A 23,584-nucleotide genomic window follows, 5' to 3' on the forward strand; every position below is an offset into this window, starting at 1 on the left:
CGGCGGGGAAGTTGGGCAGCGTGGACAGGTCGTTGCCGAACTCGGCGGTGCCCGCGGTGAACCGGTCACCGGTGAGTTGCATGCCGTCACCGGAGTCACCGGCGAACCGGATGATCACCCGATCGAGTTGCTGAACCTGCTTGGTCACAGCTCAGTCCTCCTCGACGCGCCTGAGCGCATCGCTTCTGGCGCGTTCTCTTTTTCCATGCTAGATCCTCGGGAGGTCGCGCGTTTGCACACCGCCCAAAGCGGGTAAACGCAGTGAAATTCAGGATGCGGCGGCAGAAGGGCGACACAGCCCCGCTGCAAGCCTGCAGAGGTCTACATGCAGGCGCGCGAAGAGGACAGTTCGGGTCACGAGCGCCAACTATACGTCCCCCTGTCGCATGACCTAAGTCAGGGGCTGCTTGCGCACGGGTGAGATCCCTGACTCGTAGAGCTGCCCAGCCTGCATCCCCGCCGTCCCGTACAACTCTGGAACGGTGACGAAGGTGTATCCCTTTCCGGCGAGCCGTTCAAGGATGTCCGGAATCGCGGTGACGGTCGTGTCGCGAGTGTCGTGCAGGCGCACGATCGCGCCCCGGTGCGCCCGCTCCACCACCCGGTCGGCGATCTCGGCGGAGTCCCTGTCGCGCCAGTCGAAGGTTTCGAGGTCGGCGCCCACCAGCGTCAGCCCCTGCTCGCGGGCGACGTTGCGCAGCTCGGTGCTGACCGATCCGTACGGGGCCCGCACCAGCGTCGGCCGCCGCCCGATCGTCGCGGTCACCACGTCCTCGGTGCGGGCCAGCGAGTCGGAGATCTTGCTGGAGGGCAGCCGGGCCAGGTCGCGGTGCGCGTACGAGTGGTTCCCGACGAGGTGGCCCTCGGCGCTCATCCGGCGCAGCAGGCCGGGTTCGCGGGCCGCGTTGCTGCCTACGGCGAAGAACGTGGCGCGGGCGCCGGCCTCCCGCAGCGTGTCGAGCAGCCTGCCGGTCTCGGGCCCCGGGCCGTCCTCGAAGGTGAGGGCGATGCACTTGGCCTCCGTGCAGTCGACGGTGCCGGCCCGGTTGCTGGCGGCGGCGGGCGCGGGGGAGGGCGCCGCCGCCGGTGGTTCGGCCACCTGCTGCCCGGCCAGGCGGGCGGCCCGCTGGGCGCGCCGCCCGGTGTCCGAGAGCAGCGGCCACGCCTGGTCGGCGGGGACGGCCACGGCCAGCCTGCCGAGCGAGCACGGGCCGAGCTCGCAGTCGTCGAACTCCACCACCAGGTCGCCTTCGGCGTTGAAGGCCATCGAGTCGAACCGGTCGCGGCTGGGTGTCACCTGGCCGTGGTCCACCTCCGGGCCGCGGTCGCCGAGTCCGGCCTTGACCAGCCGGGCCACCTCGTGCAGCGCGGGGCTCCCGTTCAGCAGGCCGGTGGAGTCCATGGCCCGGCGGGTGTTCGTGTCGTACCAGAACGTCGTGGTGGCGTGGTCCCAGCCGGTGCCGTGGGAGCGGCCGGCCCGCAGTCGCACCCCGATCGCGTCGCCGGCGGCGGCGAGCTGCCAGTCGACGTTCAGCTCAGGGCGGGACAGGCCGCGGGCGGTCTCGCGGAACTCGCGCAGCCGCCGCCGCGCGTCCGCCCGCAGCTTCTCGTTGAGCGGGGCGGCGTCGTCCAGCTCGGGGTAGCTGATGCGCACGCGCCTGGTGACGGGGTCGTCCCCGCTCACCGTGCGGGGCGCGAGCCCGGCCACGGCGGCGGGGTCGACGAACTCGATCCTGGTGGGGTCGGCGGGGACCCGGGTGTCCTGCTGCTGCGGAGTGGCCGAGGCCAGCCCGCACCCGGAGGCGGCCAGGGCCAGCAGGACGATTCCTCCCAAAGATCGAGATTTAGCCATAAATCTGAGCATATGGGGCAGATCTTGTGATTTGCTCATATTTGGGGGTATGGGGCGTTAGCTTTGACTGGGTTACCATCGCGTTCATGGACGGCTACTACGGGTCCTACGCGCTGGTCGCGGTCCTGCTCGCGATCGGCGTCGCCATCGTGGCCGGAGCGCTGATGATCAACCGGCTGCTCCGCCCGACCCGGCCCACGCCCGACAAGCTGACCAGCTACGAGTGCGGCGTCGACCCCGTGGGCGAAGGCTGGGCCCAGTCGCAGGTCCGCTACTACGTCTTCACCTACCTCTACGTGGTGTTCGCCGTGGACGCCGTCTTCCTCTTCCCGTGGGCCACCGTCTTCGACGCGCCCGGCTACGGCGTCACGACGCTGGTCGAGATGTTCGTCTTCCTCGGCGTCATCGCCCTCGGCATCCTCTACGCCTGGCGCAAACGCGTCCTGACCTGGACGTAGCTCTCGCCTCTGATCCGCGCAACAATGGCTGTATGGCAGCGACGGATCTCCCGATGCCCACGGTGGGGCCGGTCTCGCGGCTCGCGCCCAAGCCCATGCGGTTCGTGCTCAACTGGGGCCGCCGCTACTCGTTGTGGGTGTTCAACTTCGGGCTCGCCTGCTGCGCGATCGAGTTCATCGCCACCTCGATGAGCCGCCACGACTTCATCAGGTTCGGCGTCATCCCGTTCGCCAACGGGCCGCGCCAGGCCGACCTGATGATCGTCTCCGGTACGGTCACCGACAAGATGGCCCCGGCCGTGAAGCGCCTCTACGAGCAGATGCCCGACCCGAAGTACGTCATCTCGTTCGGCGCCTGCTCCAACACCGGCGGCCCCTACTGGGACTCCTACTGCGTCACCAACGGCGTCGACCAGATCGTGCCCGTCGACGTCTACGTGCCCGGCTGCCCGCCCCGCCCCGAGGCGCTGCTCTACGGCATCACGAAGCTGCAGGAGAAGATCGCCGGAGAGAAGCTCGGCGACCGCTACCTCTGGTCGCGTTCGCAAGGGGAGGAGTCGTGACCGGCTTCGCCGCCGGGCCGCTCGACGGCCGCGCCGAGGTCACCGACTCCTTCGGCGACACCGTCGTCGACGTCGCCCCCGGCGACTGGATCGAGCTGCTCACCCACGTCCGCGACGGGCTGGGTTACGCCTTCTTCGACTGGCTGACCGGCGTGGACGAGCCACCGGACGCGTTCCAGGTGGTCGCGCACGTCTACAACCCCGACACCCGCGAGCGCCTGCTGCTGCGCACCGCCGTGCCGCGCGACGACCCGCGCCTGCCCAGCGCCGTCGGCGTCTACCGGGGCGCCGACTGGCACGAGCGCGAGACGTACGAGATGTTCGGCGTGATCTTCGAAGGCCACCCGAACCTGGTGCCGCTGCTGCTGCCCGACGGGTTCGAGGGCCACCCGCTGCGCAAGGACTTCATCCTGGCCGCCCGCGTCGCCAAGCAGTGGCCGGGGGCCAAGGAGCCCGGCGAGTCCGGCCACGGCGCGCCGAGCCGCCGCAAGACGCTGCCGCCGGGCGTGCCGGCCGACTGGGGGTCACCCGATGCTTGACGTGGTGCTGCACTTCGCCGTGATCCTGGTCGTCTTCCTCGCCCTGCCGCTGGTCGTCGGGCAGACCGAGCACAAGGTCATGGCTCACATGCAGTCCCGCCTCGGGCCCATGTACGCCGGCGGCTTCCACGGGTGGGCGCAGCTCATCGCCGACGGCGTCAAGTTCATGCAGAAGGAGGACGTGATCCCGGCCGCCGCCGACCGACGCGTCTTCATGATCGCCCCCGGTGTCGCGCTGGTGCCCTACCTGGTGGTGCTGATCGCCATCCCCCTCGACGACGGGTTCGTCGGGGTCGACCTCGACTTAGGGCTGTTCTTCGTGCTCGCGGTCATGGGCGTCGGCGTGCTCGGCGCGATCATGGCCGGCTGGGCGTCGGCCAACAAGTACTCGATGCTCGGCGGCATGCGGGCGGCCGCCCAGCTCGTCGCGTACGAACTGCCGCTGGTGCTGGCCGCCTCCTCCGTCGCGATGGCGGCGGGCACGCTGTCGCTGCCCGGCATCGTCGAGGCGTGGCAGTGGTGGTGGCTGCCGTGGCAGGCGATCGGCGGCGTGGTGTTCTTCGTCGCCGGGCTGGCCGAGCTGCGCCGGCCGCCGTTCGACATGCCGATCGCCGAGTCCGAGATCATCATGGGCCCGATGACTGAATACACCGGCATGCGCTTCGCCCTGTTCATGCTGTCGGAGTACGCCGGCATCGTCGTCCTGTCGCTCCTGACCAGCGTGCTCTTCCTCGGCGGCTGGCAGGGGCCGCTGCTGCCCGGCTGGCTGTGGACCCTGGTCAAGGTGTTCGCGCTGGCCTTCGTCGTCATCTGGCTGCGCGTGACCTTCCCGCGCTTCCGTGAGGACCAGTTGCAGAAGCTCGCCTGGGCCGTCCTGGTGCCGCTGGCGCTCCTCCAGCTCGCCATCACCGGGGTCGTCCAGGTCCTGGTCTGAAACTCCCGGTGCCCTCCGTTCGTCTTACCGTACGGGGCCCTTTCGAGGGGGTTCGATGACGTACCGCTTGACTCCGATCGGTCCGGCTGTCGACGGCGGCCCGGTCCCGGAAACGGTCCTGACGTGGGACGGACCGACGCTGGTGGCCACCGCCTGCGACGATGCCGTACGGGTGCGGCCCGCCATGCTCTACCGCTACCGCTACGACCGGCAGCAGGCCGGGAGCGACGGGCAGCGGGTGACCGGCCTGGCCGCGCTCGACCATGACGGCCTGGTCCTGCTTGACCTGCCCGGCGCCTGGCCCGAGGAACAGGTGACCGGCTTCGCCGCCCAGGCCGGCGTGCCGGTCGACGGCTGCCGGTTCGAGTCGTCGAAGCGGGTACGCGCCCGGCTGTCCGGCCGCGCCCCCGGGTGGCGGCGGGTTCTCGGCGTGCCCCCGCCGAAGCCGGCGCGGTGGCGGCTGCCGCTGATCTACGCGGCCGGGGCGGTGGGGCTGGCGGTGATGGTGTATTTGGTCTCGGTCGGCGCCTGGGCGGCCTGGCGCGGGCTGTCGGTGGTCGGCCGGGTGCTCATCGACCTGGTCGAGGTGAAATGGCTGGTGGTCGCGTTCAGCCCGCTGCTGCTGGTGCTCCGTCCGATCAAGGCCCGCTGGCGCCGGTACGAAGCGAGCAAGGGCATGCGCGCCGGCCCGCTGGACGGCCCCAACCTGGTGATCGGGGCCTCGAAGGAACTGGTGATCCACAACATCGGGGAGCAGCTCGCCCCGCTGGAGATCGGCAGAGCGCCCGGGCGGGCGGCCGGCCTGCTCGCCTACCAGTACGAGGACCGGTCCGGCCTGTTCATCCTGAACCACGCCGGCCGCCCCCTGCACCACATCCCCGGCCCCTGGTCCCCCGAGGACCTGCGCCGCCTCGCCGCCCGCAACGACCTGGACCTGTCAGTGCTCCGGCTCAGCCGCGAGGAGTACATCGACCTGGTCAGGACCTGCGGCCACGGCTCCCCGTGACCATGGGATGTGCGGCTACGGCTTCTACGACCGTGCTTCCTGGCGGTCGGGACGCGTCTCGATCGTCAGGCGCTCCACCGCGGACGGCGCGGCGGCCCGCGGAAACCTCGTTGCGTCTACCCCCGCCGCGGTGCTGAGCTGGCGGCATGAACCGTGACGAGGCGCTGGCCGCGTTCGACCGCGGGTTGAGGCGCGATGCCCGGCCCCTCACCCCCGGCGACCGTGTCGAACATGTCGGCCGGGTGATCCGCTACCTCGGCGACGGCTGGGACTGCGTCATCTGGTCGGACCTCGACGACGCCACGGCCGACGCCGAGATCGCCGCCCAGGTCTCGTCCTTCACCTCGCCGGGGCGCGGGTTCGAGTGGAAGCTCTATGCCTACGACCGGCCCTCGGACCTGCCGTCCCGTCTCCTGAAGGCCGGGTTCGTCCCCGGCGAGGAGGAAACGCTGATGGTCGCCGAGATCTCCGACCTGGACACGGAGGTCGCGCTTCCCGACGGTGTCAGCCTTCGCCCGGTCGCCACGGATGCCGACGTGGACCTCATGATGTCGGTGCACGACCAGGTGTTCGGCACCTCTTCCGACCTCGCCGCCGCGCTGCGGGCCCAGCTCGCCGCGGACACCTTGGTGGCGTTCGTGGTCACGGCCGGGGACGAACCGGTCAGCGCCGCACGAATGGAGCTTTATCCGGGTACGGGGTTCGCCGGCCTGTGGAGCGGCGGCACCGTCCCCGGCTGGCGCGGCCGCGGCCTCTACCGGGCCCTGGTCGCCTCCCGCGCCCGCATCGCCGCCACCCGCGGCTACCGCTACCTCCAAGTGGACGCCTCAGCCGACAGCCGCCCGATCCTCGAACGCCTCGGCTTCCACCCCCTCACCACCACGACCCCGTACACGTACCAGCCCTGACCACCAGGCCGCTCGCCCTAACCACCGCGTTGGCGCCCCCGAGTTCCTTGAGCCGAGGCGCCCTGATCGCAGCCGCCCAGTGCCTTCTCGGTCTGGGCCGTGGTCATCGGCGGGACGGGCAGGGGATGGGCCGCGCCCGCGCGCAGGCCGTCGAGGGTGAGAGCCAGGTGCCGGCGCCACGCCCCGGGCGCGGTCCGGAAGGTCGCCCGTACCGTGCCCGCCACCCCCCAGATCACGAACGCCATGTCCTCCAGCGTCACATCCGGCCGCAACATCCCGGCCTCCTGGGCCCGCGCCACGATCCGCCGCATCAACGCGTCCCCCTCGCGGGTGTCCGCCCCCACGCTCCGCACGGCGAGATCGTTGTAGCCGAGATCCACCGACTGCAACTCGCACACCCCGGTCAAGAAGGCGACGAACCCCTCCCACGCGTCGTCCGCCGCCAGCGACCGCTCCGCCAGCTCGCGCACCGCCGCCACCCGGTCCGCGAACACCGCCTCCACCAGGTCATCCCGGCTGGGGAACCGGTTGTAGAGCGTCCCGATGCTGACCTCGGCCCGTCGGGCGATCTCCTCCAGCGGCACCTCAAGCCCCCGGTCGGCGAACAGTTGCCGGGCCGCCTCCAACAGGCGTTCGCGGTTGTGCAGGGCGTCCTTGCGCATACCACCCACCCTAGCTATCTTGAGGACACTCTCAACTTGAGGAGGCCCTCAACTTATGGCCCGCACTCTCGTCATCACCGGCGGCACGAACGGCATCGGCCTCGTCCTGGCCCGCCACCACAGCGAACGGGGCGACCAGGTCATCGCCATCGGCAGCAGCCCGTCAGGCGGCGACCGCCTCCGCCGGGAAGCCCCGGAAGCGCGCTTCGTCCAAGCCGACCTCAGCTCCGTCAAACAGACGAACGAGCTGACCGACCACCTCCTCTCCGCGCACCCGGCGATCGACGCGCTGGTGCTGGCGGCCTTCCGCTATCACCCGTCCAGGACCGAGACCGGCGAGGGCTTCGAACGCACCTTCGCCCTGTACGTGGTCAACCGCTGGCTGATGTCCCGCGCCCTGCGCCCCGCCCTGGAGAACGCGCCCGCTCCGATGATCCTCGACCTGTGCGGCGTCGGCGGCGTCAAAGCCAGCAAGATCCACTGGGACGACCTGCAACTCGAACGCGGCTACCGCCCGTTCAAGGCCACGATGCAGGGCGCCCGCGCGGCCGAACTCCTCGCCACCGCCTACGCCGCCGACCCCGTCCGGTACGTGCTCTACAACCCGCTCTTCGTCGCGACCGGCCTCTCCGAACCCTTCCGCCAGCCGGTACGCGGCCTCGTCAAGCTCGCCTCCGCCCTGTTCGCCCAACCGGTGTCGAAGGCCGTCCGCCCGATGACAGCGCTCATCGACAACCCCCCGGCTGCCCCGCTCTCCGCGTACGTCCGAGGCAAGCCCACCACCCTCACCACCGACCCGGCCGCGGCCCGCCGCCTCGACGCCGCCATCCGCGACCTGGTGTCCCCTTTCACCGCCTGACCTCCTCCACCCGCACCGCGCCGGTTGGTTGGAAGTCTGATGACCGCCAGCGGACACCTGCCCCAGCCGGTGATGCTGGCGCCATGAGCACAGCGGACTTGGCAACGGATCGGGCCGGCGGATCGAGCGCGGAAGAGCGGTCGCCGGTCGACGCCTGGACGGTGATGGAAAGGTTCTATGCGGCCGAGGCTGCGTACGTGGCCGCAGGTGGATTCGGCAAGGCGAGCTACGACGATGTCGCCGCCCTCCTGGATCCAGAGGTGGTCTTGCACCAAGCACCCGGGCTGCCCTTCACCGGCACCGGAACGTGGCGCGGCCACGACGGCATGGAACGGTTTCTCGCCCGCTTCAGCGAGGTCTGGGAATCGATGGAGTTCCTGGAGCAGGAGCATTGGGGCGACGAGAACACCGTGGTCGTGCGTAACCGGGTGCGCTTTCGCGCCCGTGCCACCGGCCGGGAAGTCGACACCTCGATCATGCAACTGATCACCGTCAAGAACGGACGCATGGCCGAGTGCCGCCCGTTCTACTGGGACCCCGGCGCCATCGCCGACGCCTGCCGAGACACGGATACGTGACCCGGGCTCCGGCGCGTGCGCGCTGGTCAGTGAACGATGGCCAGCATCACGTCCGATGCCGACGGGCGGTCTTCCGGGCGTTTGGCGAGGCAGACGCCGACGACGCCGCGCAGCGACTGCGGCAGCGGTGACAGGTCGGGGTGGAACGTGAGCACCCGATTGAAGATCGCGGGCACGGTGTCCTCCCCGAACGCGGGGCGTCCGGTGGCCGCGAACATCATCGTCACCGCCCAGCTGAACACGTCGGACGGCGGGCCCACCGGAGTGCCGGATAACTGCTCCGGCGACATGTAGGCGGGGGTGCCGACCATCTTGCCCGAGGTCACCGTCACCTGGTCGAGCGCCCGCGCGATGCCGAAGTCGATCACTCGGGGCCCGTCGTGGCCGATCAGCACGTTGCTCGGCTTGAAGTCGCGGTGGACGACCCCCGCCTTGTGGATGGCGGCCAGCGCCCCCGACGTGGACAACGCCAGGCGGGTGAGGCCGTCTTCGTCGCGCGGCCCGTGACGGCGCACGAGCTGCTCAAGGGACGGGCCTTCCACGTACTCGCTGACGATGTAGGCGGACTGGCCGGTGATGCTCACGTCGAGCACCCGCGCGGTGGAGAAGGTCGCCACGCGCCGGGCCGCGTCGACCTCCCTGGCGAACCTGGCCCGCGCCGTCTCGTCGACCAGATCGTGCAGCACCTTGACCGCGACCCGCACGCCGTTGGGCGCCATCGCCAGGTAGACCGCGCCCTGCCCGCCGCGCCCGAGCGGCTGCAGCACCCGGTAGTGACCGATCCAGTCGGGCTCGCCCGGGCGTCGGTGGGCCGTGGGCGTGGTGGTGCGCTGGTGGACGTTGGGCGGAGGGTAGGTGCCAGGCGGGCCGGAAGGCGCCCCGGCCATCGCGGGGCGGCCGGAACGTGCCCTGGCCATGGCGGGCACCAGGATGCCCGAGTGGATCACGCTGCCGATCCAGCCCGCGACGAACATGAGGGAGACGATCGTGCTCATCGGCTCGGGAATGTCGTCGACCTGGTCGTACATCGTGATCGCGATGATGAAGACGCCCACGTTGACGGTGTAGAGGCCGGCGGCGACGAGCTGTCCGACGCTCCTCAGCCAGAAGGCCGCGAACCCGATCGTGAACGGCGTCGCCAAGCCGCACGAGAACAGCGGGAGGGCCGCCCAGACGACCGCGGCCGCCCAGGCCCCGCCGCTCGGGCGGCTCGGATGGTGCAACGACATGGCGAGAGACTACATCTGTGTTCCTACACATATCGGACGGTAGGCTTACTTGTGGATAACTTCCCCTGGGGCTGTGGATAGCTGTGGAAAACCTGGGGACAACAGGCTGGCGCATTCACGCGCGAGGCCAAGTGCGTCATGATGTTGAGCCATGGCACGGATACCAGGCGTAGGGCTGGCGAGAGGGTTGACCATCACCCTCCGCCGCATGCTGCGCAGATCCGTGACCCAGCAGTATCCAGAGGTGAAACCCGATCTGCCGCCCCGCAGTCGCGGCGTCATCGCCCTGGTCGAGGAGAACTGCACCTCGTGCATGCTGTGTGCCCGGGAGTGCCCCGACTGGTGCATCTACATCGACTCGCACAAAGAGACCATCCCCGCGCCCGAAGGCGGCCGGCCCCGCCAGCGAAACGTGCTCGACCGGTTCGCGATCGACTTCGCCCTGTGCATGTACTGCGGCATCTGCATCGAGGTGTGCCCGTTCGACGCGCTGTTCTGGTCGCCGGAGTTCGAGTACGCCGAGGGCGACATCCGCAACCTTCTCCATGAGAAGGACAAGCTGGCCACCTGGGTTCCCACGGTCCCGCCGCCACCGCCGCACGACTCCGGCGCCGACCTGCCCAAGGAGCTCTCGGCCGCGCCCCGCCGCCCCGCCCGCGCCAGAGGCGCCGAACCGTCCACGCCCTCCCGCCCCCCTCGTACGTCCACAGGTCCGGCGGAAACCCCGCGCAAGCCGGAGGCCCGCACGACACCGACGGAAGCCCTTCCGGCGTCGGAAGCACCGCCCACGGGGAGGTCCCACGGGGAAGGGCCCCACGCGGAAGGGCCCCACGGAGAGGGGCGCCGCGCGGAAGGCGCGCCGCGAACAGAAGGCCCGACGCAGACCGAAGGCGCGGACGCCTCGCCCGGCGCAGGTTCCGCGCCTCCGGCGACTTCCACGACGGACCATGGCAACAGGCCTTCCGCCACATCCGGTGCGCCCACCGAGACACCGTCGGCGGGTGGAGGCCCGACGCCATCCACAGCCGGAGAGTCCGACCAGACGTCGTCCACAGCCGAGGCGTCCGGGCAGCCGTCGTCCCTAGCGGGAGATTCCGGGCAGCCGTCGTCCACGGTCGAGGAGTCTGGTCAAGCGTCGTCCCAGGCGGGAGAGTCCGACCAGGCGTCGTCCACAGCCGGAGAGCCTGGCCAGGCGTCGTCCACAGAGGGGACGCCTGGACGCGAGCCGTCCACGGACGGGACGCCTGGACCGGAGTTGTCCACAGGCGGGGAGTCGGGGGAGAAGCTGTCCACAGGCTCGGCGCGATCGCAGCCGGAGCCTGGCTCGGGGGAGCAAACTTCAGGCGCGAGACCGCGAAGGCGGAGGATGGCCGATCCTCGTTCCATCCGCCCGCCCGGTCGGCTCGGCCCGGAAGAGCCCAAGGAGCGCGAGGAGGAATAGTGACCGAGGCGGTGCCCTCCTATCTGTCACCCACAGGACAAGAGATCGTCTTCTTGCTGCTGGGGGCAGTGGCGGTAGGTTCGGCGCTGCTCGTCGTCACGACGAAACAGCTCGTCCACGCGGCCCTGTGGCTGGTGGTCGCGTTCGGCGCGCTGGCGGGCTGTTACCTGGTGCTCACCGCCGAGTTCGTGGCGTGGGTGCAGGTGCTCATCTACGTGGGCGCCGTGATCGTGCTGCTGCTGTTCGGCATCATGCTGACCCGGGCCCCGGTCGGCCGCTCCACCGATCTCGACAGCGGCAACCGGGTTGCAGCGGCCGTGGTGGCGCTGGCGACGGCAGGCGTCCTGGTGACGGTGGTGATCGACGGCTTCCGCACCGCCTACGCGCCGCTGACCCCAGGCGCGGGCGCGGCGAGTGCGCTGGGGGCGAGCATCTTCAGCACGTGGGTGCTCCCTTTCGAGGCCCTGTCCGTCCTGCTGCTCGCCGCTCTGATCGGCGCCATCGTCCTGTCCCGCACCGACATCCGCGGCGGCACTCCCGAACCCACCGACCCAGGGGATCCGACTCGTCCAGACGCCCGAGGAGGCGCGCCTAGCTTGCCCGGGCCTGCCCAGGATGACCTAGGTCGTGCGACCGCCCGCGGCGGCGCATCCGACACGTCCTCTTCCAGCGTGTCCGCACCCGAGGAGCCTCCGACCGTCGCCGACCCTGTGGACGATCCATCCCGTACGGGGACGTCCGGCGGTTCACCGCCCGATCAGACCGGGGGTCATTAGTGCACATCGTCTACCCGGCGGTTGTCGCCGCGCTCCTGTTCTCCATCGGCGTCTACGGCGTGCTCGCCCGGCGCAACACGATCCTCGTGCTGATGTCGGTCGAGCTGATGCTCAACGCCGTCAACCTCAACCTCGTCGCGTTCGACGTGTGGCTGGGGGACAGGCTCCACAGCGGCCAAGTCCTGACCCTGTTCGTCATCGTCATCGCCGCCGCCGAGGTGGGGGTCGGCCTGGCGATCATCCTGGCCCTGTTCCGCAACCGCAAGACGGTCGACATCGACCACCTCCGCGACCTGGCCGAGCCCGCCGACGACCCCACACCCGAAGACGAGACGAGAAACACCGACCCGCACGCCCACGTACCCGCCGACGCCGTGCCCGCCCTCGCCGGCGTCGCACCGCTCCGAAGCCCATCACGGAGTGCCGGCACCAGCAGCGCCCCCGACGCGAGCACGCCGGTGGGCCGAGGCGAGGGGCAGCCCGCTGAGGACGACTCGTCCACCCCGGAAGGGCAGTCCGATGAGGACGCCCCGTCCACCTCAGAGGGGCCGTCCGCTGAGGATGGGCGACATGTCAGGCGAGGGGGCGGGTCGTGACGAACTTTCCGCTGCTGACCGTGCTCCTGCCGTTCGCGGCCGCCGCCGCCGGACTGTTGCTATCCCGGCGTGGACGTGCGGAGGGCGCGAACACCAGGGCCGCCTGGATCGCGGTGATCCCGACAGCCGGCGCCGCCGTGCTCGCCGTCTGGCTGGCGTGGGGTCAGGGGTTCGCGTTCCTGGAGGGCGGGCCGCGGCCGGCGCCGGTGGGCGCCACCTACGGCACCGTCGTCACCGGCAGCGTCCCGATCTCGCTCACCCTGCAGGCCGACGACCTGTCCGCCCTGCTCGGCGTGCTGGTCACGCTCGTGGCGCTGGCCGTCCAGGTCTACTCGATCGGATACCTCAGAGACGACCCCCGCTACCCGTCCTACAGCGCCTTCATCAGCCTGTTCACCGCGGCCATGCTGCTCGTGGTGTACGCGGGCGACCTCCTGGTCCTCTACGTGGGCTGGGAGATCATGGGTCTCTGCTCCTACCTGCTCATCGGCCACTGGTGGGAAGACCTGGGCAACTCCCGCGCCGCCATCAAGGCGTTCCTGGTGACCCGGCTGGGCGACGTCGGCTTCCTGTTCGGCATCTTCGTGCTGGGCATCGGCGCGGGCAGCTTCCGCATCGCCGACGTGCTCGCCGCCGTGCCCCAGATGTCCTCGGGCACGCTGGTGGCCGCCACGCTGCTGCTGCTCGCCGGGGTCGCGGGCAAGAGCGCGCAGGTGCCGCTGCACACCTGGCTGCCCGACGCGATGGCGGGCCCGACGCCGATCAGCGCGCTGATCCACGCCGCGACCATGGTCGCCGCAGGCATCTTCATCGTCGCCCGGCTGTTCCCCGCCTTCACCGCCGCGGGGCCCACGATGGACGTGCTCGCGGTCATGGCCGCGCTCGGCATGCTCGGGGCCGCTCTGGCCGCGCTCGCCCAGGACGATCTTAAACGTGTCCTGGCGTACTCGACGGTCAGCCAGCTCGCCTACATGGCGGGCGGCCTCGCCGCGGGGTCCGACACGGCCGCGATCTTCCATCTGGTCACGCACGGCGCGTTCAAGGCGCTGCTGTTCCTCTGCGCCGGCCTGGTGATCCACCACGTCGGCGCCAACCTGATGAGCCAGATGGGCGGGCTCCGGCGCGACCTGCCCGTCACGTTCGCCGCGACCACGGTGGGCTTCGCCGCCCTCATGGGCCTGCCTCCGTCCAGCGGCTTCTTCAGCAAGGACGCGCTGCTCGTGGCCATGGAGGGCGCGCTGGCGGGCGGCCTCACGGACGCCGCCGCCCTCCTTCTGTACGGGTGCGCGCTCGCGACCGTCGCGGTCACCGGCGCGTACGCCACCAGAGCCTGGCTGCGCACGTTCTTCGGCCCGCCGCGGACGGTCGCGTTGCCGGAGCCCGAGCCCGGCACCGCGCACGTCATCGACACCCGCGAGGGCCCCCGCACCATGCTGGTGCCGGTCGCGCTGCTCGCGGTCCCGGCCCTGCTGCTCGGGTTCGCCGCCGAGTCGCATCTCGACCTGCCGGTCGCGGTCGTCAGCGTGGCCCTCGCGCTGCTCGGCGCGGGCGTGGTGTACGTCGCCTGGCGCGCCGATCCGCTGGCCGACCCTGCCCGGCTGCTGGGGGTGCTGCGGGTGCCGTGTGAGCGGGCGTTCTACGTCGACGGCCTCTACTCGGCGGTCGTGGTCAGACCGGTGCTGGCCCTGGCCAGAGGGGTTCTGCGGACCGACGACGTGGTGGTCGACGGCGCGGTGCGCGGCTCGGGCCGTGCCGCGCGCGGGCTCTCCGGCCTGCTGCGACTAGCCCAGAACGGCAACGTCCAGCTCTACCTGAGCGGCCTGCTGGCGGGGGTCCTCCTGATCGCGGTGGGGGCGGTGGTGTTGGCATGAGCGGCTGGCCGCTTGGCGTGGTGAGGGCGGTGGTGTTCGCATGAGCGGCTGGCTTTCCGTCGGGATGGTCGCGGTGCCGCTGCTGGGGGCGCTGCTGCTTCTGGTCGCGGCCGATGCGTTGCGTCCGGTGCTGCGCGTGTACGGCATGGCGGTGTCCGGTGTGACGCTGGGCCTGGCCGTGGTGATGGTCGCCATGTTCGACTACGGGCAGGCGGCGCGGCCGCAGTTCACCGTGGACGTGGCGTGGATTCCGGGGCTCGACCTCCGCTTCCAGCTCGGCGTGGACGGCATCTCGCTGCCGTTGATCGCGCTGACGGCCTTGCTGACGTTCCTCTGTTTCGCCTATCTGGGCTGGGGCGACGGAGCTGGGCCGGGCCAGCTCCTGCGTCCCAGGGCGGGCGGTGCGCGGCCGAGGGCGCTGGTGTTCACGCTGCTGGTGCTCGAAGTCGGCATGATCGGCACGTTCCTCGCCCTCGACCTGCTGCTGTTCTTCGTGTTCTTCGAGATCGTGCTCGTGCCGATGTACTTCCTGATCGCCATCTGGGGCGGCGAGAGGCGCAGGGCGGCGGCGATCAAGTTCATCCTCTACACGCTGCTCGGGTCCGTCGTGATGCTTCTCGGCCTGCTGCTCATCTGGGCGCAGGCGGGCACGCTCGACATCGTCGCCCTGGCCCAGGGCCACGGGACGGGCATGAGCCGGGCGGTGCAGGTGGTGGCGTTCGTGGCGGTGGGGCTCGGGCTCGCGGTCAAGACGCCGATGTGGCCGCTGCACACCTGGCTGCCCGACGCTCACACCGAGGCGCCCACGGTCGGGTCCGTCCTGCTGGCCGGGGTGCTGCTGAAGATGGGCACCTACGGCTTCGCCAGGATCGCGATCCCGGTCCTGCCCGAGGGCGCGGCGGTCGTCGCGCCGTGGCTGGGGGCGCTCGCCGTGGTCGGCATCGTCTACGGTGCCCTGGCCTGTCTGGCGCAGCGCGACCTGAAGCGGATGATCGCCTACTCGTCGGTGGGTCACATGGGTTTCGTGCTGCTGGGCTTCGCCACCCTCACGCCCACGGGCATCAACGGCGCCCTGTTCGCGAACATCGCCCACGGCCTGATCACCGGCCTGCTGTTCTTCCTGGCCGGGGCGATCAAGGACCGCTACCACACGGCCGACATCCCCTCGCTGGGCGGTGGCATGCTGGCCACGCTGCCGCGTCTGGGCGCGGTCCTCACGTTCGCCGCCATCGCGTCGCTGGGGTTGCCGGGGCTGGCCGGGTTCTGGGGGGAGATGCTGGCGCTGTTCGGCGCCTTCCAACCGGCCGAGTCGCTGCCCCGCGGGCTGTTCCTCACCTTCATGGTCATCGGCGGCCTGGGCGCGGTGCTGACGGCGGCGTACTTCCTGGTCATGCTCTCCCGCGTCACCCACGGCGCCCCCGCGGCCGCCGGCGGGGTGGTGCCGGTCGGCGTGCCGGGGCCGGGAGCCGGGGGCGAAGGGGTCGTCGGCCGGCTGAGCGCGACGCTCCCCGAAGCGCCGGACGAGCGCCCGGTCCATCCGCTTCCGGAAGCGCGGGACGAGCGGCTGGTGCATCCGCTTCCGGAAGCGCCGGACGAGCGGCCGGTTCATGCGTTGCCCGCCGCCGCGGGACCCCCGGGGATGGCCGACATCCGGCGGCACGAGCTCGTCGCCTGGGTGCCGTTGATCGGGCTCATCCTGCTGTTCGGGCTCTGGCCCGGCCTGCTGCTCTCCCTCACCACACCGGCCGTGCAGATCCTGCTGGGAGCCCTGCCATGATCCAGCAGATCGACTACTTCGCGATCGCCGCGCCGCTGACCCTGGCGCTGGTCGCCGGGCTGGTGCTGCTGCTCGACGCCTTCCTGCCCGCCGGGCCGAGGGTCACGGCCAGGCTCGGGGCCGTCACGCTCGGCGGCGTCATGGTGGCCCTGGGCTTCGTGGCGGCGCAGGCGTTCACGGGCCGCACCCTGCCGACGTTCTGCGTGCCCGAGCGGCTCAGCGACGGCGACCCGGGGCTCTGCTCGTTCGTCGTGGACCGGTTCACGCTGGTGATCGCCGGGCTCGTCCTGGTGGCGGCCGTGGTGATCGTGCTGATGTCGATGACCGAGCTGGCCGGCGGCGGCATCCCGGTCGGGGAGTGGTACTTCCTGCTGCTCTGCACGCTGGTCGGCGCGGTGACGCTGCCCGCCGCCCGAGACCTGATCATGCTGGTGGTGGCGCTGGAGCTGGTGTCGCTCCCCGTCTTCGCGCTGACCGCGCTGAAGCGGTACGACGGCCGCGCCTCCGAGGCCGCGGTCAAGCTCTTCGTCGTGTCGGTGGTCTCGACGGCCGTGATGCTGTTCGGGGTGTCCCTGCTGTACGGGGTCGGCGGCACGGTGTTCCTGTCCCGGCTGGCGGAGGTGCTCAGCGGCACGGCCCCGGCTCCCGGCTGGCCGGAGGGCTCGGCGTCGCTCGTGGCGGCGGAGCACGGGCTGCCGGGGGTGGTGACGGTCGGGATCGTGCTCGTCGTGGCGGGCTTCGCCTTCAAGATCGCGGCAGTGCCGTTCCACGCCTGGGCCGCCGACGTCTACCAGGGCGCGCCCATCCCGGTGGCGGCGCTGCTCTCGGTGATCTCCAAGGCGGCCGGGTTCGCCGGGCTCATCCTCGTCCTGGTCCTCGCCATGCCCGGGCAGGCGGCCACCTGGACCCCGGTCGTCGCCATCGTCGCGGCGCTCACCATGACGGCGGGCAACCTGCTGGCGATGCGGCAGCGCTCCGCCGTACGGCTGCTGGCCTGGTCGTCGGTGGCACAGTCGGGCTACATCCTGGCGCCGCTGGCCGTGGCGTTCCAGGGTTCCGGGGCGCGGAGCTGGGGGGCGAGCGCGGTCGGGGCGTCCGTGGCCTACCTGGTCATCTACGCGGCGATGAACCTGGGCGCGTTCGCGGTGGTCATGCTCGTCTCGCGGACCGCCGCCCGCAACGAGCTGGCCGACTACCGGGGCCTGGTGTTCCGCCGGCCGGCGGCGGGGCTGGCGCTGGCGTTCTGCCTGATCTGCCTGGCCGGGCTGCCGCCGGGGCTGGCGGGGCTGTTCGCCAAGGTGGTGGTGTTCCGGGAGATCGTCCACGGCGGGGCCGCCTGGCTGGCCGTGGTCATGGCGGTCAACACGGTGATCGGGCTCTACTACTACGTCGTCTGGGCGGCCCGGCTGTTCGCCCCCGAGCCGGGCCCGGCGCCCGCCGCGCGCCGGGTGTTCCCGGCGGTGTGGGCGGCGACGGGTCTCGCGGTGGCGGCGGCGGTGCTGTTCTCGGTGGCGCCCCAGCTCGTCCTCGATTTGACCCTTCTGTCGGAGTAGTCCGTACGAATCGTCGCTCTACGCCCAGGCTTGTGCACTGCGGGGAACGTTGGGGCAGGGGATCGTCGTTGTACTGGTTGCACCCGGACCACGAAGGGGGGAACCTTGCACCACAACGGTCTGCGCACCGCGCTCCTGCTCGGGGGCCTGTCCGCGTCGATCATCGCCTTGGGCTGGTGGTTGGGTGGCGGCACCGGTCTGCAGATCGCGTTCCTGCTCGCTCTCGCGACGAACGGCTTCGCCTACTTCTTCTCCGATCGCATCGCGCTGTCGGCGATGCGCGCGCGGCCGGTCAGCGAGGTCGAGCAGCCCACGCTCTTCCGGATCGTGCGCGAGCTCTCCACCGAGGCCCGCCAGCCGATGCCTCGCCTCTACATCTCGCCGACGGTGCAGCCGAACGCGTTCGCCACCGGTCGCAGCCCCCGCCAGGCCGCGGTGTGCGTCACGTACGGGCTGACCCAGCTCCTGAACGAGCGCGAGCTGCGCGGCGTCATCGGGCACGAGCTGTCCCACGTGTACAACCGCGACATCCTCGTCTCCTCGGTGGCCGGGGCGCTCGCCACGATGATCACCTGGATCAGCTACGTGGCGGTGTTCTTCGGCGGATCCGACGACGACGAGGGCCCCGGCTTCCTGGGGGCGCTGCTCATGATGCTGCTCGGCCCGGTCGCCGCCGGGATGATCCAGATGGCGATCTCCCGTACCCGCGAATACCAGGCGGACGAGTCCGGGGCCATGCTCACCGGTGATCCGCTGGCGCTCGCCTCGGCCCTGCGCAAGATCGAGATGGGCGCGCGGCGGCTGCCGCTGCCGGAGAACAGCCGCCTCACCTCCGCCTCCCACATGATGATCGCCAACCCGTTCAGCGGCGCCGGTCTGGGCCGCCTGTTCTCCACGCACCCGCCCACCTCCGAGCGCGTGGCCAGGCTGGAGCGGATGGCCGGCTACCGGCGCTGACCGGACACGGAAGGGCGAGAATCGACGCATGGCGCGATCTTTACGCTTGACCAAGGCCGAGCGAAGGGTGTGGAACGCCTTCCCGACCGGGGAGATGGTGGAGTTCGCCGACGTCAAGCCGGGCTCGACCCGTACCGCGGGGGTGAACGCGCCCAAGGACGGCGACACGTGGGGGCCCGAGCGCACCGTCCGGGCGGAAGTGATCGCGAAGCTGCTGCTCGGCGCCCGTGAGGCGGGCGCCGGCGCGGTCCCGGCGGTGCGCGTCAGCGGCGCCAGGATCACCGGCGCCCTGCAGATCTTCGGCGGCACGGTCGAGCACGAGCTGGTGCTCAGCGGCTGCCACCTGGAAGGGCCGGTCAGGCTCACCGACTGCCGGACGCGCACCGTACGGCTGACCGACTGCAGGCTGCCGTCGTTCGGCGGCGTCGGCATGCGGGTCGAGGGGCACCTGAGCCTGTCGGGCTCGCACGTCACCGGGCCGGTGCAGGTGATGCGCGCCCAGTTCGCGACCGGCCTGTGGCTCGCCGGCACCAAGGTGGAGCACCCTCACGAGACCGAGCCGGCGCTGCAGGGCACCGCCATGATCGTCGACTCGGTCGCCTACCTGGGCAACGCCGACATCACCGGCATGACGCGGCTGGCCGGCGCCCGGCTGAACGGCGGGCTCTCCCTGACGGGGGCGAAGCTCCGCAACCCGGGCAGGCTCGCGCTCGACGCCGACGGCATGGTCGTCGAGGAAGCGCTGCGGTGCACCGGCGACTTCCTGTCGCTGGGCTGCGTGCGGCTGCGGGGGTCACGGGTGAACGGCCTGCTCGCGATCAGGGGCGTCATCCGCAGCCCCGACACCCCGTACGCGCTGCACGCGAGCCACATGGAGGTCCGCGAGTTCTACCTCAAACCGGACGAGCCGATCGACGGCGTGGTGACGCTGGCCCACTCGACCGTCGGGACGTTGCAGGACTCGCCCGACACCTGGCCGGAGAGGCTGCGCCTGAACGGCCTGACGTACGAGCGGCTGCGCGGCAGCGGCGTCGCCCGGCGGATCGACTGGGTGAGCCGCGACCCGGAAGGATTCCGGCCGCAACCGTACGAACAGCTCGTGGCGTGGTACCGCCGTGACGGCAACGAGGCGCTGGCCCGCCGCGCCCAGCTCGCCAAGCTGCGCAACCGGCGGCGCACGGAAGGGCTGGGCGGCCGGCTGTGGGGGCGGCTGCTCGACTTCACCGTCGGCTACGGTTACCGCCCCTGGCTGGCGGCGGTGTGGTTCGGGATCCTGCTGGTGATCGGCACGGTCGTGTTCGGGCTGAACCCGCCGCGGGCCGTCAAACCGGACGAGGCCCCCGGCTTCGACCCGTTCGCCTACACCTTCGACCTGCTGCTGCCGTGGTCGGCGTTCGGGCAGCGGGACATGTTCGACCCGGCCGGCTGGACGCAGGCTCTCGCGTACGGGCTGGTCGTGGCGGGGTGGATCCTGGCGACGGCGCTGATCGCGGGCGCTACGCGGGTCCTGCGCCCGACGTGATCGCGCGCAGGATCGCCGCCATGTCCGCCGGGAAGATCACCTCGTCGGTCGTCTCCAGCTCCTCGACGCCCCACCAGCGGTGGCCGATCGTGGTGTCCTTCTCGATCTGCTCCATGTGCTCGAACGACACCGCCGCCCGCCCGACGCGCACGGCGAAGAACGTCTGGTCCTGGACGATCGCGTACTGGGCCCAGGAGAACTCGATGGTGCCGGTGCCGTAGGGCCCGGTGAACGCGTCGGCCGGCGCCCGGATGCCGACCTCCTCGAACAGCTCCCGCGCGGCGGCCTCCCGCAGGCTCTCCTCGCCCTCCACCGCGCCGCCGATCGTGAACCAGAACGGCTGGTCGGGGCGGACCGGGTCGAACCCGTTGAGCAGCAGGACGCGGCCCAGATCGTCGATCGGCAGGGCGCGCGCGGTGTAACGGCGCAGGGGGATCATCGTCACGTCTATGAAGCTTACGCCGGGTCAGGGCCATGAAGGGGCAATGAACCCGGGATGACGCCCAGGTGAGCGTGTATCTCTGGCCAAGGGTTCACGCGCTTCGATACACGCTTTCCGGTTGTGGTCATGGCCTGTTCTCCGTCTGTTCACTTTGGACCGGTTCTATCGAAGTGCATCGACTACGGATCTCATACGGAGAAGGACGCACACCGTGACCAGTGGACAGCGCCGCCTCAGCGCGGCGGCGACGGCCGCCATCGTCGTGGCCCTTTCCGCCGCATGTGGCGGCACCAACACCACTCCGCCCGCCGGTGAAGGAACCGCGAGCGCGAACGCCAGCCAGGCAGCGGGCGGCGAACTGTCCGGCCAGGTCAAGGCGGACGGCTCCAGCACGGTGGCGCCGCTGACCAGCGCGGCGGCCGAGTTCTTCGCCGAGGAGCAGCCCAAGATCAACGTGACCGTCGGCACCTCCGGCACGGGCGGCGGCTTCGAGAAGTTCTGCAACGGCGAGACCGACATCTCCAACGGCTCCCGCCCGATCAAGGACGAGGAGAAGGCCGCCTGCGACGCCAAGGGCGTCAAGTACGCGGAGCTCACGGTCGCCACCGACGCCCTCACCGTCGTGGTGAACAAGGAGAACACCTGGGCGAGCTGCCTCACCACCGACCAGCTCAAGAAGATGTGGGAGCCGGGCGCCGAGGGCAAGATCACCAGCTGGAAGCAGGTCGATGCCAAGTTCCCCGACGAGCCGCTGAAGCTGTTCGGCCCGGGCACCGACTCCGGCACCTTCGACTACTTCACCGACGAGATCAACGGTGAGGAAGGCGCCAGCCGCAAGGACTACAGCCCCAGCGAGGACGACAACATCATCGTCCAGGGCGTCACCGGCACCAAGGGCGGGCTGGGCTACTTCGGCTTCACCTACTTCGAGGAGAACGCCGACAAGCTGAAGGCCGTCGAGATCGACTCCGGCAACGGCTGCGTCGCGCCGAGCTCCGAGAACGCCCAGAACGGCACCTACACCCCGCTGGCCCGGCCGCTGTTCCTCTACCCGTCGGTCGAGTCCGCCAAGCGCCCCGAGGTCGCGGCCTTCCTCGACTTCTACGTCGCCAACATCGCCAAGATCGCGACGGACGCCAAGTACATCCCGCTCAACTCCGAGCAGGAGGCCAAGCTCAAGAGTGACCTCGACACTCTGAAGCAGGGCTAGATGGCCGCGCGACACTCGGCGACCGCGTCAGGGGCACCCTCGTCCCTGGCGCGGTCGCGCCCGCGTTACGGCGAGGCGCTCATCAAGGCGGTCCTCATGCTGGCCGCCCTCGTGTCCATCGCGACCACGATCGGCATCGTGGTGTCGCTGCTGGAGCCGACTCTCCGGTTCTTCACCGAGGTCAGCGCGCTGGAGTTCTTCACCTCCACCAACTGGGGGCCGCTGTTCGAGCCTCCCACCTATGGCGTACTGCCCCTGGTGAGCGCGACGCTCATCACGACGGGGATCGCGGTGGTGGTGGCCGTGCCGCTCGGGCTGGCCGCCGCCATCTACCTGTCCGAGTACGCCAGGCCGCGCGTCAGGAAGTTCTGCAAGCCCGCGCTCGAGGTGCTGGCCGGCATCCCGACCGTGGTCTTCGGGTTCTTCGCGCTGAGCTTCATCACCCCGCTGCTGCGGGGCATCCTGCCGTTCGAGATCGAGATCTTCAACGCGCTGAGCGCGGGACTCGTGGTCGGGTTCATGATCATCCCGATCGTCGCCTCGCTCTCCGAGGACGCGATGGCCGCCGTCCCGGCCGGGCTGCGCGAGGGCTCGTACGCGCTCGGCGCCTCCAAGATGGTCACCTCGCTCCGGGTGGTGCTGCCCGCGGCCTTCTCCGGCATCGTGGCGGCCGTCATCCTCGCGATCTCGCGGGGTGCCGGCGAAACGATGATCGTCTACATGGCGGGTGGCGGTCAGCCGAACTTCACCCTCGACATCGGCAAGGCGATGCAGACCATGGCCGCCTTCATCGCCCAGGCGGGATCGGGTGACGTGCCGGTCGGCACCGTCGACTACAACACGATCTTCGCGGTGGGCTCGCTGCTGTTCGTGATGACGTTCCTGATGAACCTCGTCAGCGCCCGCCTGGTGCGCAAGTTCCGTGAGGTGTACGAATAATGGCCGTCCTCTCCACCCCGCGCTCGGCCGTGCAGCTGGCGGGCAAGGGGCAGCCGGTCCGGGAGCACCTGTTCAGGATCGCCCTGATCTCCAGCCTGGCGATCGCGTTCATCTTCCTGGCCGCGCTGCTCACCTACGTGCTCGTCGAAGGCTGGCCGAGGCTCGACTCCCGCCTGTGGGAGAACATGCCGTCGATCCGCGACCCCGAGATCGCCGGCGCGCAGTCGGCTATCACCGGCACGCTCTGGGTGATCTCGCTGACCGCGCTCTTCACCATTCCCACGGGCATCGCGGCCGCGATCTACCTGGAGGAGTACGCGGACAAGTCCCGCTGGTGGAACCGGGTCATCGAGCTGAACATCCAGAACCTCGCCTCGGTGCCGTCGATCGTCTACGGCATCCTGGGGCTCGGCATCATCGCCCGCGCCCTGGCCCTGGGATTCAGCGTCATCACCGCGTCGATCACGCTGGGCCTGCTGGTGCTCCCCGTCGTGATCATCGCCTCGCGCGAGGCGATCCGCGCGGTCCCGCCGTCCATCCGTGAAGGCTCGCTCGCCCTGGGCGCGACGCAGTGGCAGACGATCTCCCGCCAGGTGCTGCCCGCGGCGATCCCCGGCATCGCCACCGGCTCCATCCTGGCGCTCTCCCGGGCGATCGGCGAGGCGGCCCCGCTGCTGATGCTGGGCGCGGTGTCCTTCATCCGCTTCAACCCGGACGGCGTCTTCGCCAGCTACACGGTCCTGCCGATCCAGATCTTCAACTGGATCTCCCAGTCGCGCGAAGGGTTCCACTACCTGGCCGCCGCGGCGATCGTGATCCTCCTCGCGATCCTGCTGCTGATGAACTCCGCCGCCATCTGGCTTCGTAACCGCTACCAGAAGCGCTGGTGAGGGAAGAAACATGAGCGAGACA

At 70.6% G+C, this 23,584-nt stretch carries 22 protein-coding genes and 1 pseudogene; 19 read left to right on the forward strand and 4 right to left on the reverse strand.

The window, feature by feature from the left end:
* Positions 1–391: 391 nt before the first annotated feature.
* Positions 392–1,834: a polysaccharide deacetylase family protein gene (locus ABD999_RS42850; RefSeq protein ID WP_345483242.1), complete on the reverse strand. Its 1,443-nt coding sequence runs from the start codon at positions 1,832–1,834 to the stop codon at positions 392–394.
* Positions 1,835–1,938: 104 nt separating this feature from the next.
* On the opposite strand from ABD999_RS42850, the gene ABD999_RS42855 reads away from it, so the two are divergent.
* The 6 genes from ABD999_RS42855 to ABD999_RS42880 all read left to right on the forward strand — a co-directional run bounded on the left by ABD999_RS42855 (position 1,939) and on the right by ABD999_RS42880 (position 6,260).
* Positions 1,939–2,310 carry an NADH-quinone oxidoreductase subunit A gene (locus tag ABD999_RS42855; protein ID WP_148036475.1) on the forward strand — a complete coding sequence of 124 codons (372 nt, stop codon included), beginning with the start codon at positions 1,939–1,941 and terminating at the stop codon, positions 2,308–2,310.
* Between the two features lie 32 nt (positions 2,311–2,342).
* Positions 2,343–2,873: an NADH-quinone oxidoreductase subunit B gene (locus tag ABD999_RS42860; RefSeq protein ID WP_148036476.1), complete on the forward strand. Its 531-nt coding sequence runs from the start codon at positions 2,343–2,345 to the stop codon at positions 2,871–2,873.
* Positions 2,870–3,412 carry an NADH-quinone oxidoreductase subunit C gene (locus ABD999_RS42865; RefSeq protein WP_148036477.1) on the forward strand — a complete coding sequence of 181 codons (543 nt, stop codon included), beginning with the start codon at positions 2,870–2,872 and terminating at the stop codon, positions 3,410–3,412. The genes ABD999_RS42860 and ABD999_RS42865 overlap by 4 nt, the downstream gene beginning before the upstream one ends.
* The gene (nuoH, locus tag ABD999_RS42870) at positions 3,405–4,346 is read left to right on the forward strand and encodes an NADH-quinone oxidoreductase subunit NuoH (protein WP_219546857.1); all 942 of its coding nucleotides are present in this window, start codon (positions 3,405–3,407) and stop codon (positions 4,344–4,346) included. Before ABD999_RS42865 ends, nuoH begins: the two co-directional genes overlap by 8 nt.
* 55 nt (positions 4,347–4,401) lie before the next feature.
* Positions 4,402–5,352 carry a hypothetical protein gene (locus ABD999_RS42875; RefSeq protein WP_271278319.1) on the forward strand — a complete coding sequence of 317 codons (951 nt, stop codon included), beginning with the start codon at positions 4,402–4,404 and terminating at the stop codon, positions 5,350–5,352.
* Positions 5,353–5,498: 146 nt separating this feature from the next.
* Positions 5,499–6,260, forward strand: a complete 762-nt coding sequence (locus ABD999_RS42880; RefSeq protein WP_271278320.1) for a GNAT family N-acetyltransferase — start codon at positions 5,499–5,501, stop codon at positions 6,258–6,260.
* 17 nt (positions 6,261–6,277) lie between these two features.
* Here ABD999_RS42880 and ABD999_RS42885 read toward each other — a convergent pair whose 3' ends face one another.
* Complete coding sequence (locus ABD999_RS42885; protein ID WP_271278321.1) at positions 6,278–6,922, reverse strand: TetR/AcrR family transcriptional regulator; 645 nt, start codon at positions 6,920–6,922, stop codon at positions 6,278–6,280.
* Between the two features lie 55 nt (positions 6,923–6,977).
* Here ABD999_RS42885 and ABD999_RS42890 point away from each other — a divergent pair, with 55 nt between their 5' ends.
* Both ABD999_RS42890 and ABD999_RS42895 read left to right on the forward strand, forming a co-directional pair.
* Complete coding sequence (locus tag ABD999_RS42890) at positions 6,978–7,781, forward strand: SDR family NAD(P)-dependent oxidoreductase (RefSeq protein WP_271278322.1); 804 nt, start codon at positions 6,978–6,980, stop codon at positions 7,779–7,781.
* Between the two features lie 83 nt (positions 7,782–7,864).
* A complete protein-coding gene (locus ABD999_RS42895) occupies positions 7,865–8,359 on the forward strand; it encodes a nuclear transport factor 2 family protein (protein WP_271278323.1) in 495 nt (164 codons plus the stop codon).
* A gap of 26 nt (positions 8,360–8,385) precedes the next feature.
* On the opposite strand, the gene ABD999_RS42900 is transcribed toward ABD999_RS42895, so the two are convergent.
* Positions 8,386–9,588: a serine/threonine-protein kinase gene (locus tag ABD999_RS42900; RefSeq protein WP_148036484.1), complete on the reverse strand. Its 1,203-nt coding sequence runs from the start codon at positions 9,586–9,588 to the stop codon at positions 8,386–8,388.
* 313 nt (positions 9,589–9,901) lie between these two features.
* On the opposite strand from ABD999_RS42900, the gene ABD999_RS42905 reads away from it, so the two are divergent.
* From ABD999_RS42905 to ABD999_RS42940, 8 genes and pseudogenes are all read left to right on the forward strand, one after another.
* Positions 9,902–11,029, forward strand: a complete 1,128-nt coding sequence (locus tag ABD999_RS42905) for a 4Fe-4S binding protein (RefSeq protein ID WP_271278333.1) — start codon at positions 9,902–9,904, stop codon at positions 11,027–11,029.
* Positions 11,029–11,805: an NADH-quinone oxidoreductase subunit J family protein gene (locus ABD999_RS42910; RefSeq protein WP_271278324.1), complete on the forward strand. Its 777-nt coding sequence runs from the start codon at positions 11,029–11,031 to the stop codon at positions 11,803–11,805. The genes ABD999_RS42905 and ABD999_RS42910 overlap by 1 nt, the downstream gene beginning before the upstream one ends.
* Positions 11,805–12,086 (forward strand): annotated as a pseudogene (gene nuoK / locus ABD999_RS42915) (NADH-quinone oxidoreductase subunit NuoK); the annotation flags it as partial. The gene ABD999_RS42910 and the pseudogene nuoK, both read left to right, overlap by 1 nt.
* Before the next feature lie 311 nt (positions 12,087–12,397).
* Positions 12,398–14,272, forward strand: a complete 1,875-nt coding sequence (locus ABD999_RS42920) for an NADH-quinone oxidoreductase subunit 5 family protein (protein WP_271278326.1) — start codon at positions 12,398–12,400, stop codon at positions 14,270–14,272.
* Positions 14,273–14,312: 40 nt separating this feature from the next.
* Positions 14,313–16,049, forward strand: coding sequence for a complex I subunit 4 family protein (locus tag ABD999_RS42925; RefSeq protein WP_271278327.1), 1,737 nt, complete (start codon positions 14,313–14,315; stop codon positions 16,047–16,049).
* Positions 16,046–17,602: an NADH-quinone oxidoreductase subunit N gene (locus ABD999_RS42930; protein WP_271278328.1), complete on the forward strand. Its 1,557-nt coding sequence runs from the start codon at positions 16,046–16,048 to the stop codon at positions 17,600–17,602. Before ABD999_RS42925 ends, ABD999_RS42930 begins: the two co-directional genes overlap by 4 nt.
* A gap of 105 nt (positions 17,603–17,707) precedes the next feature.
* A complete protein-coding gene (gene htpX, locus ABD999_RS42935) occupies positions 17,708–18,559 on the forward strand; it encodes a zinc metalloprotease HtpX (RefSeq protein ID WP_148036488.1) in 852 nt (283 codons plus the stop codon).
* A 28-nt stretch (positions 18,560–18,587) separates the two neighbouring features.
* The gene (locus tag ABD999_RS42940; protein WP_271278329.1) at positions 18,588–20,081 is read left to right on the forward strand and encodes a hypothetical protein; all 1,494 of its coding nucleotides are present in this window, start codon (positions 18,588–18,590) and stop codon (positions 20,079–20,081) included.
* Here the strand turns inward: ABD999_RS42940 and ABD999_RS42945 are convergent.
* Positions 20,056–20,520, reverse strand: a complete 465-nt coding sequence (locus ABD999_RS42945; protein ID WP_271278334.1) for an NUDIX hydrolase — start codon at positions 20,518–20,520, stop codon at positions 20,056–20,058. The two genes, ABD999_RS42940 and ABD999_RS42945, sit on opposite strands and share 26 nt — an antisense overlap.
* A gap of 214 nt (positions 20,521–20,734) precedes the next feature.
* On the opposite strand from ABD999_RS42945, the gene ABD999_RS42950 reads away from it, so the two are divergent.
* From ABD999_RS42950 to pstA, 3 genes are read left to right on the forward strand one after another with little or no spacing between them, the layout of a single operon-like run.
* A complete protein-coding gene (locus ABD999_RS42950) occupies positions 20,735–21,733 on the forward strand; it encodes a PstS family phosphate ABC transporter substrate-binding protein (RefSeq protein WP_271278330.1) in 999 nt (332 codons plus the stop codon).
* Positions 21,734–22,672, forward strand: coding sequence for a phosphate ABC transporter permease subunit PstC (gene pstC, locus ABD999_RS42955; protein ID WP_148036492.1), 939 nt, complete (start codon positions 21,734–21,736; stop codon positions 22,670–22,672). It begins immediately after the preceding gene.
* Positions 22,672–23,562 carry a phosphate ABC transporter permease PstA gene (gene pstA / locus ABD999_RS42960; RefSeq protein ID WP_148036493.1) on the forward strand — a complete coding sequence of 297 codons (891 nt, stop codon included), beginning with the start codon at positions 22,672–22,674 and terminating at the stop codon, positions 23,560–23,562. Before pstC ends, pstA begins: the two co-directional genes overlap by 1 nt.
* Positions 23,563–23,584: the final 22 nt, after the last annotated feature.

The organism is Nonomuraea ferruginea, from assembly GCF_039540635.1.
GTDB lineage: Bacteria > Actinomycetota > Actinomycetes > Streptosporangiales > Streptosporangiaceae > Nonomuraea > Nonomuraea ferruginea.

Bases quoted from the DNA above. Each gene is read 5' to 3' on its own strand.
- nuoH (WP_219546857.1), top strand. From the start codon at position 3,405: ATGCTTGACGTGGTGCTGCACTTCGCCGTGATCCTGGTCGTCTTCCTC.
- ABD999_RS42880 (WP_271278320.1), top strand. From the start codon at position 5,499: ATGAACCGTGACGAGGCGCTGGCCGCGTTCGACCGCGGGTTGAGGCGC.
- ABD999_RS42900 (WP_148036484.1), bottom strand. From the start codon at position 9,588: ATGTCGTTGCACCATCCGAGCCGCCCGAGCGGCGGGGCCTGGGCGGCC.
- ABD999_RS42860 (WP_148036476.1), top strand. From the start codon at position 2,343: ATGGCAGCGACGGATCTCCCGATGCCCACGGTGGGGCCGGTCTCGCGG.
- ABD999_RS42855 (WP_148036475.1), top strand. From the start codon at position 1,939: ATGGACGGCTACTACGGGTCCTACGCGCTGGTCGCGGTCCTGCTCGCG.
- ABD999_RS42890 (WP_271278322.1), top strand. From the start codon at position 6,978: ATGGCCCGCACTCTCGTCATCACCGGCGGCACGAACGGCATCGGCCTC.
- ABD999_RS42895 (WP_271278323.1), top strand. From the start codon at position 7,865: ATGAGCACAGCGGACTTGGCAACGGATCGGGCCGGCGGATCGAGCGCG.
- ABD999_RS42930 (WP_271278328.1), top strand. From the start codon at position 16,046: ATGATCCAGCAGATCGACTACTTCGCGATCGCCGCGCCGCTGACCCTG.
- pstC (WP_148036492.1), top strand. From the start codon at position 21,734: ATGGCCGCGCGACACTCGGCGACCGCGTCAGGGGCACCCTCGTCCCTG.
- pstA (WP_148036493.1), top strand. From the start codon at position 22,672: ATGGCCGTCCTCTCCACCCCGCGCTCGGCCGTGCAGCTGGCGGGCAAG.
- ABD999_RS42925 (WP_271278327.1), top strand. From the start codon at position 14,313: ATGAGCGGCTGGCTTTCCGTCGGGATGGTCGCGGTGCCGCTGCTGGGG.
- ABD999_RS42905 (WP_271278333.1), top strand. From the start codon at position 9,902: ATGCTGTGTGCCCGGGAGTGCCCCGACTGGTGCATCTACATCGACTCG.
- ABD999_RS42885 (WP_271278321.1), bottom strand. From the start codon at position 6,922: ATGCGCAAGGACGCCCTGCACAACCGCGAACGCCTGTTGGAGGCGGCC.
- ABD999_RS42875 (WP_271278319.1), top strand. From the start codon at position 4,402: ATGACGTACCGCTTGACTCCGATCGGTCCGGCTGTCGACGGCGGCCCG.
- ABD999_RS42940 (WP_271278329.1), top strand. From the start codon at position 18,588: ATGGCGCGATCTTTACGCTTGACCAAGGCCGAGCGAAGGGTGTGGAAC.
- ABD999_RS42945 (WP_271278334.1), bottom strand. From the start codon at position 20,520: ATGATCCCCCTGCGCCGTTACACCGCGCGCGCCCTGCCGATCGACGAT.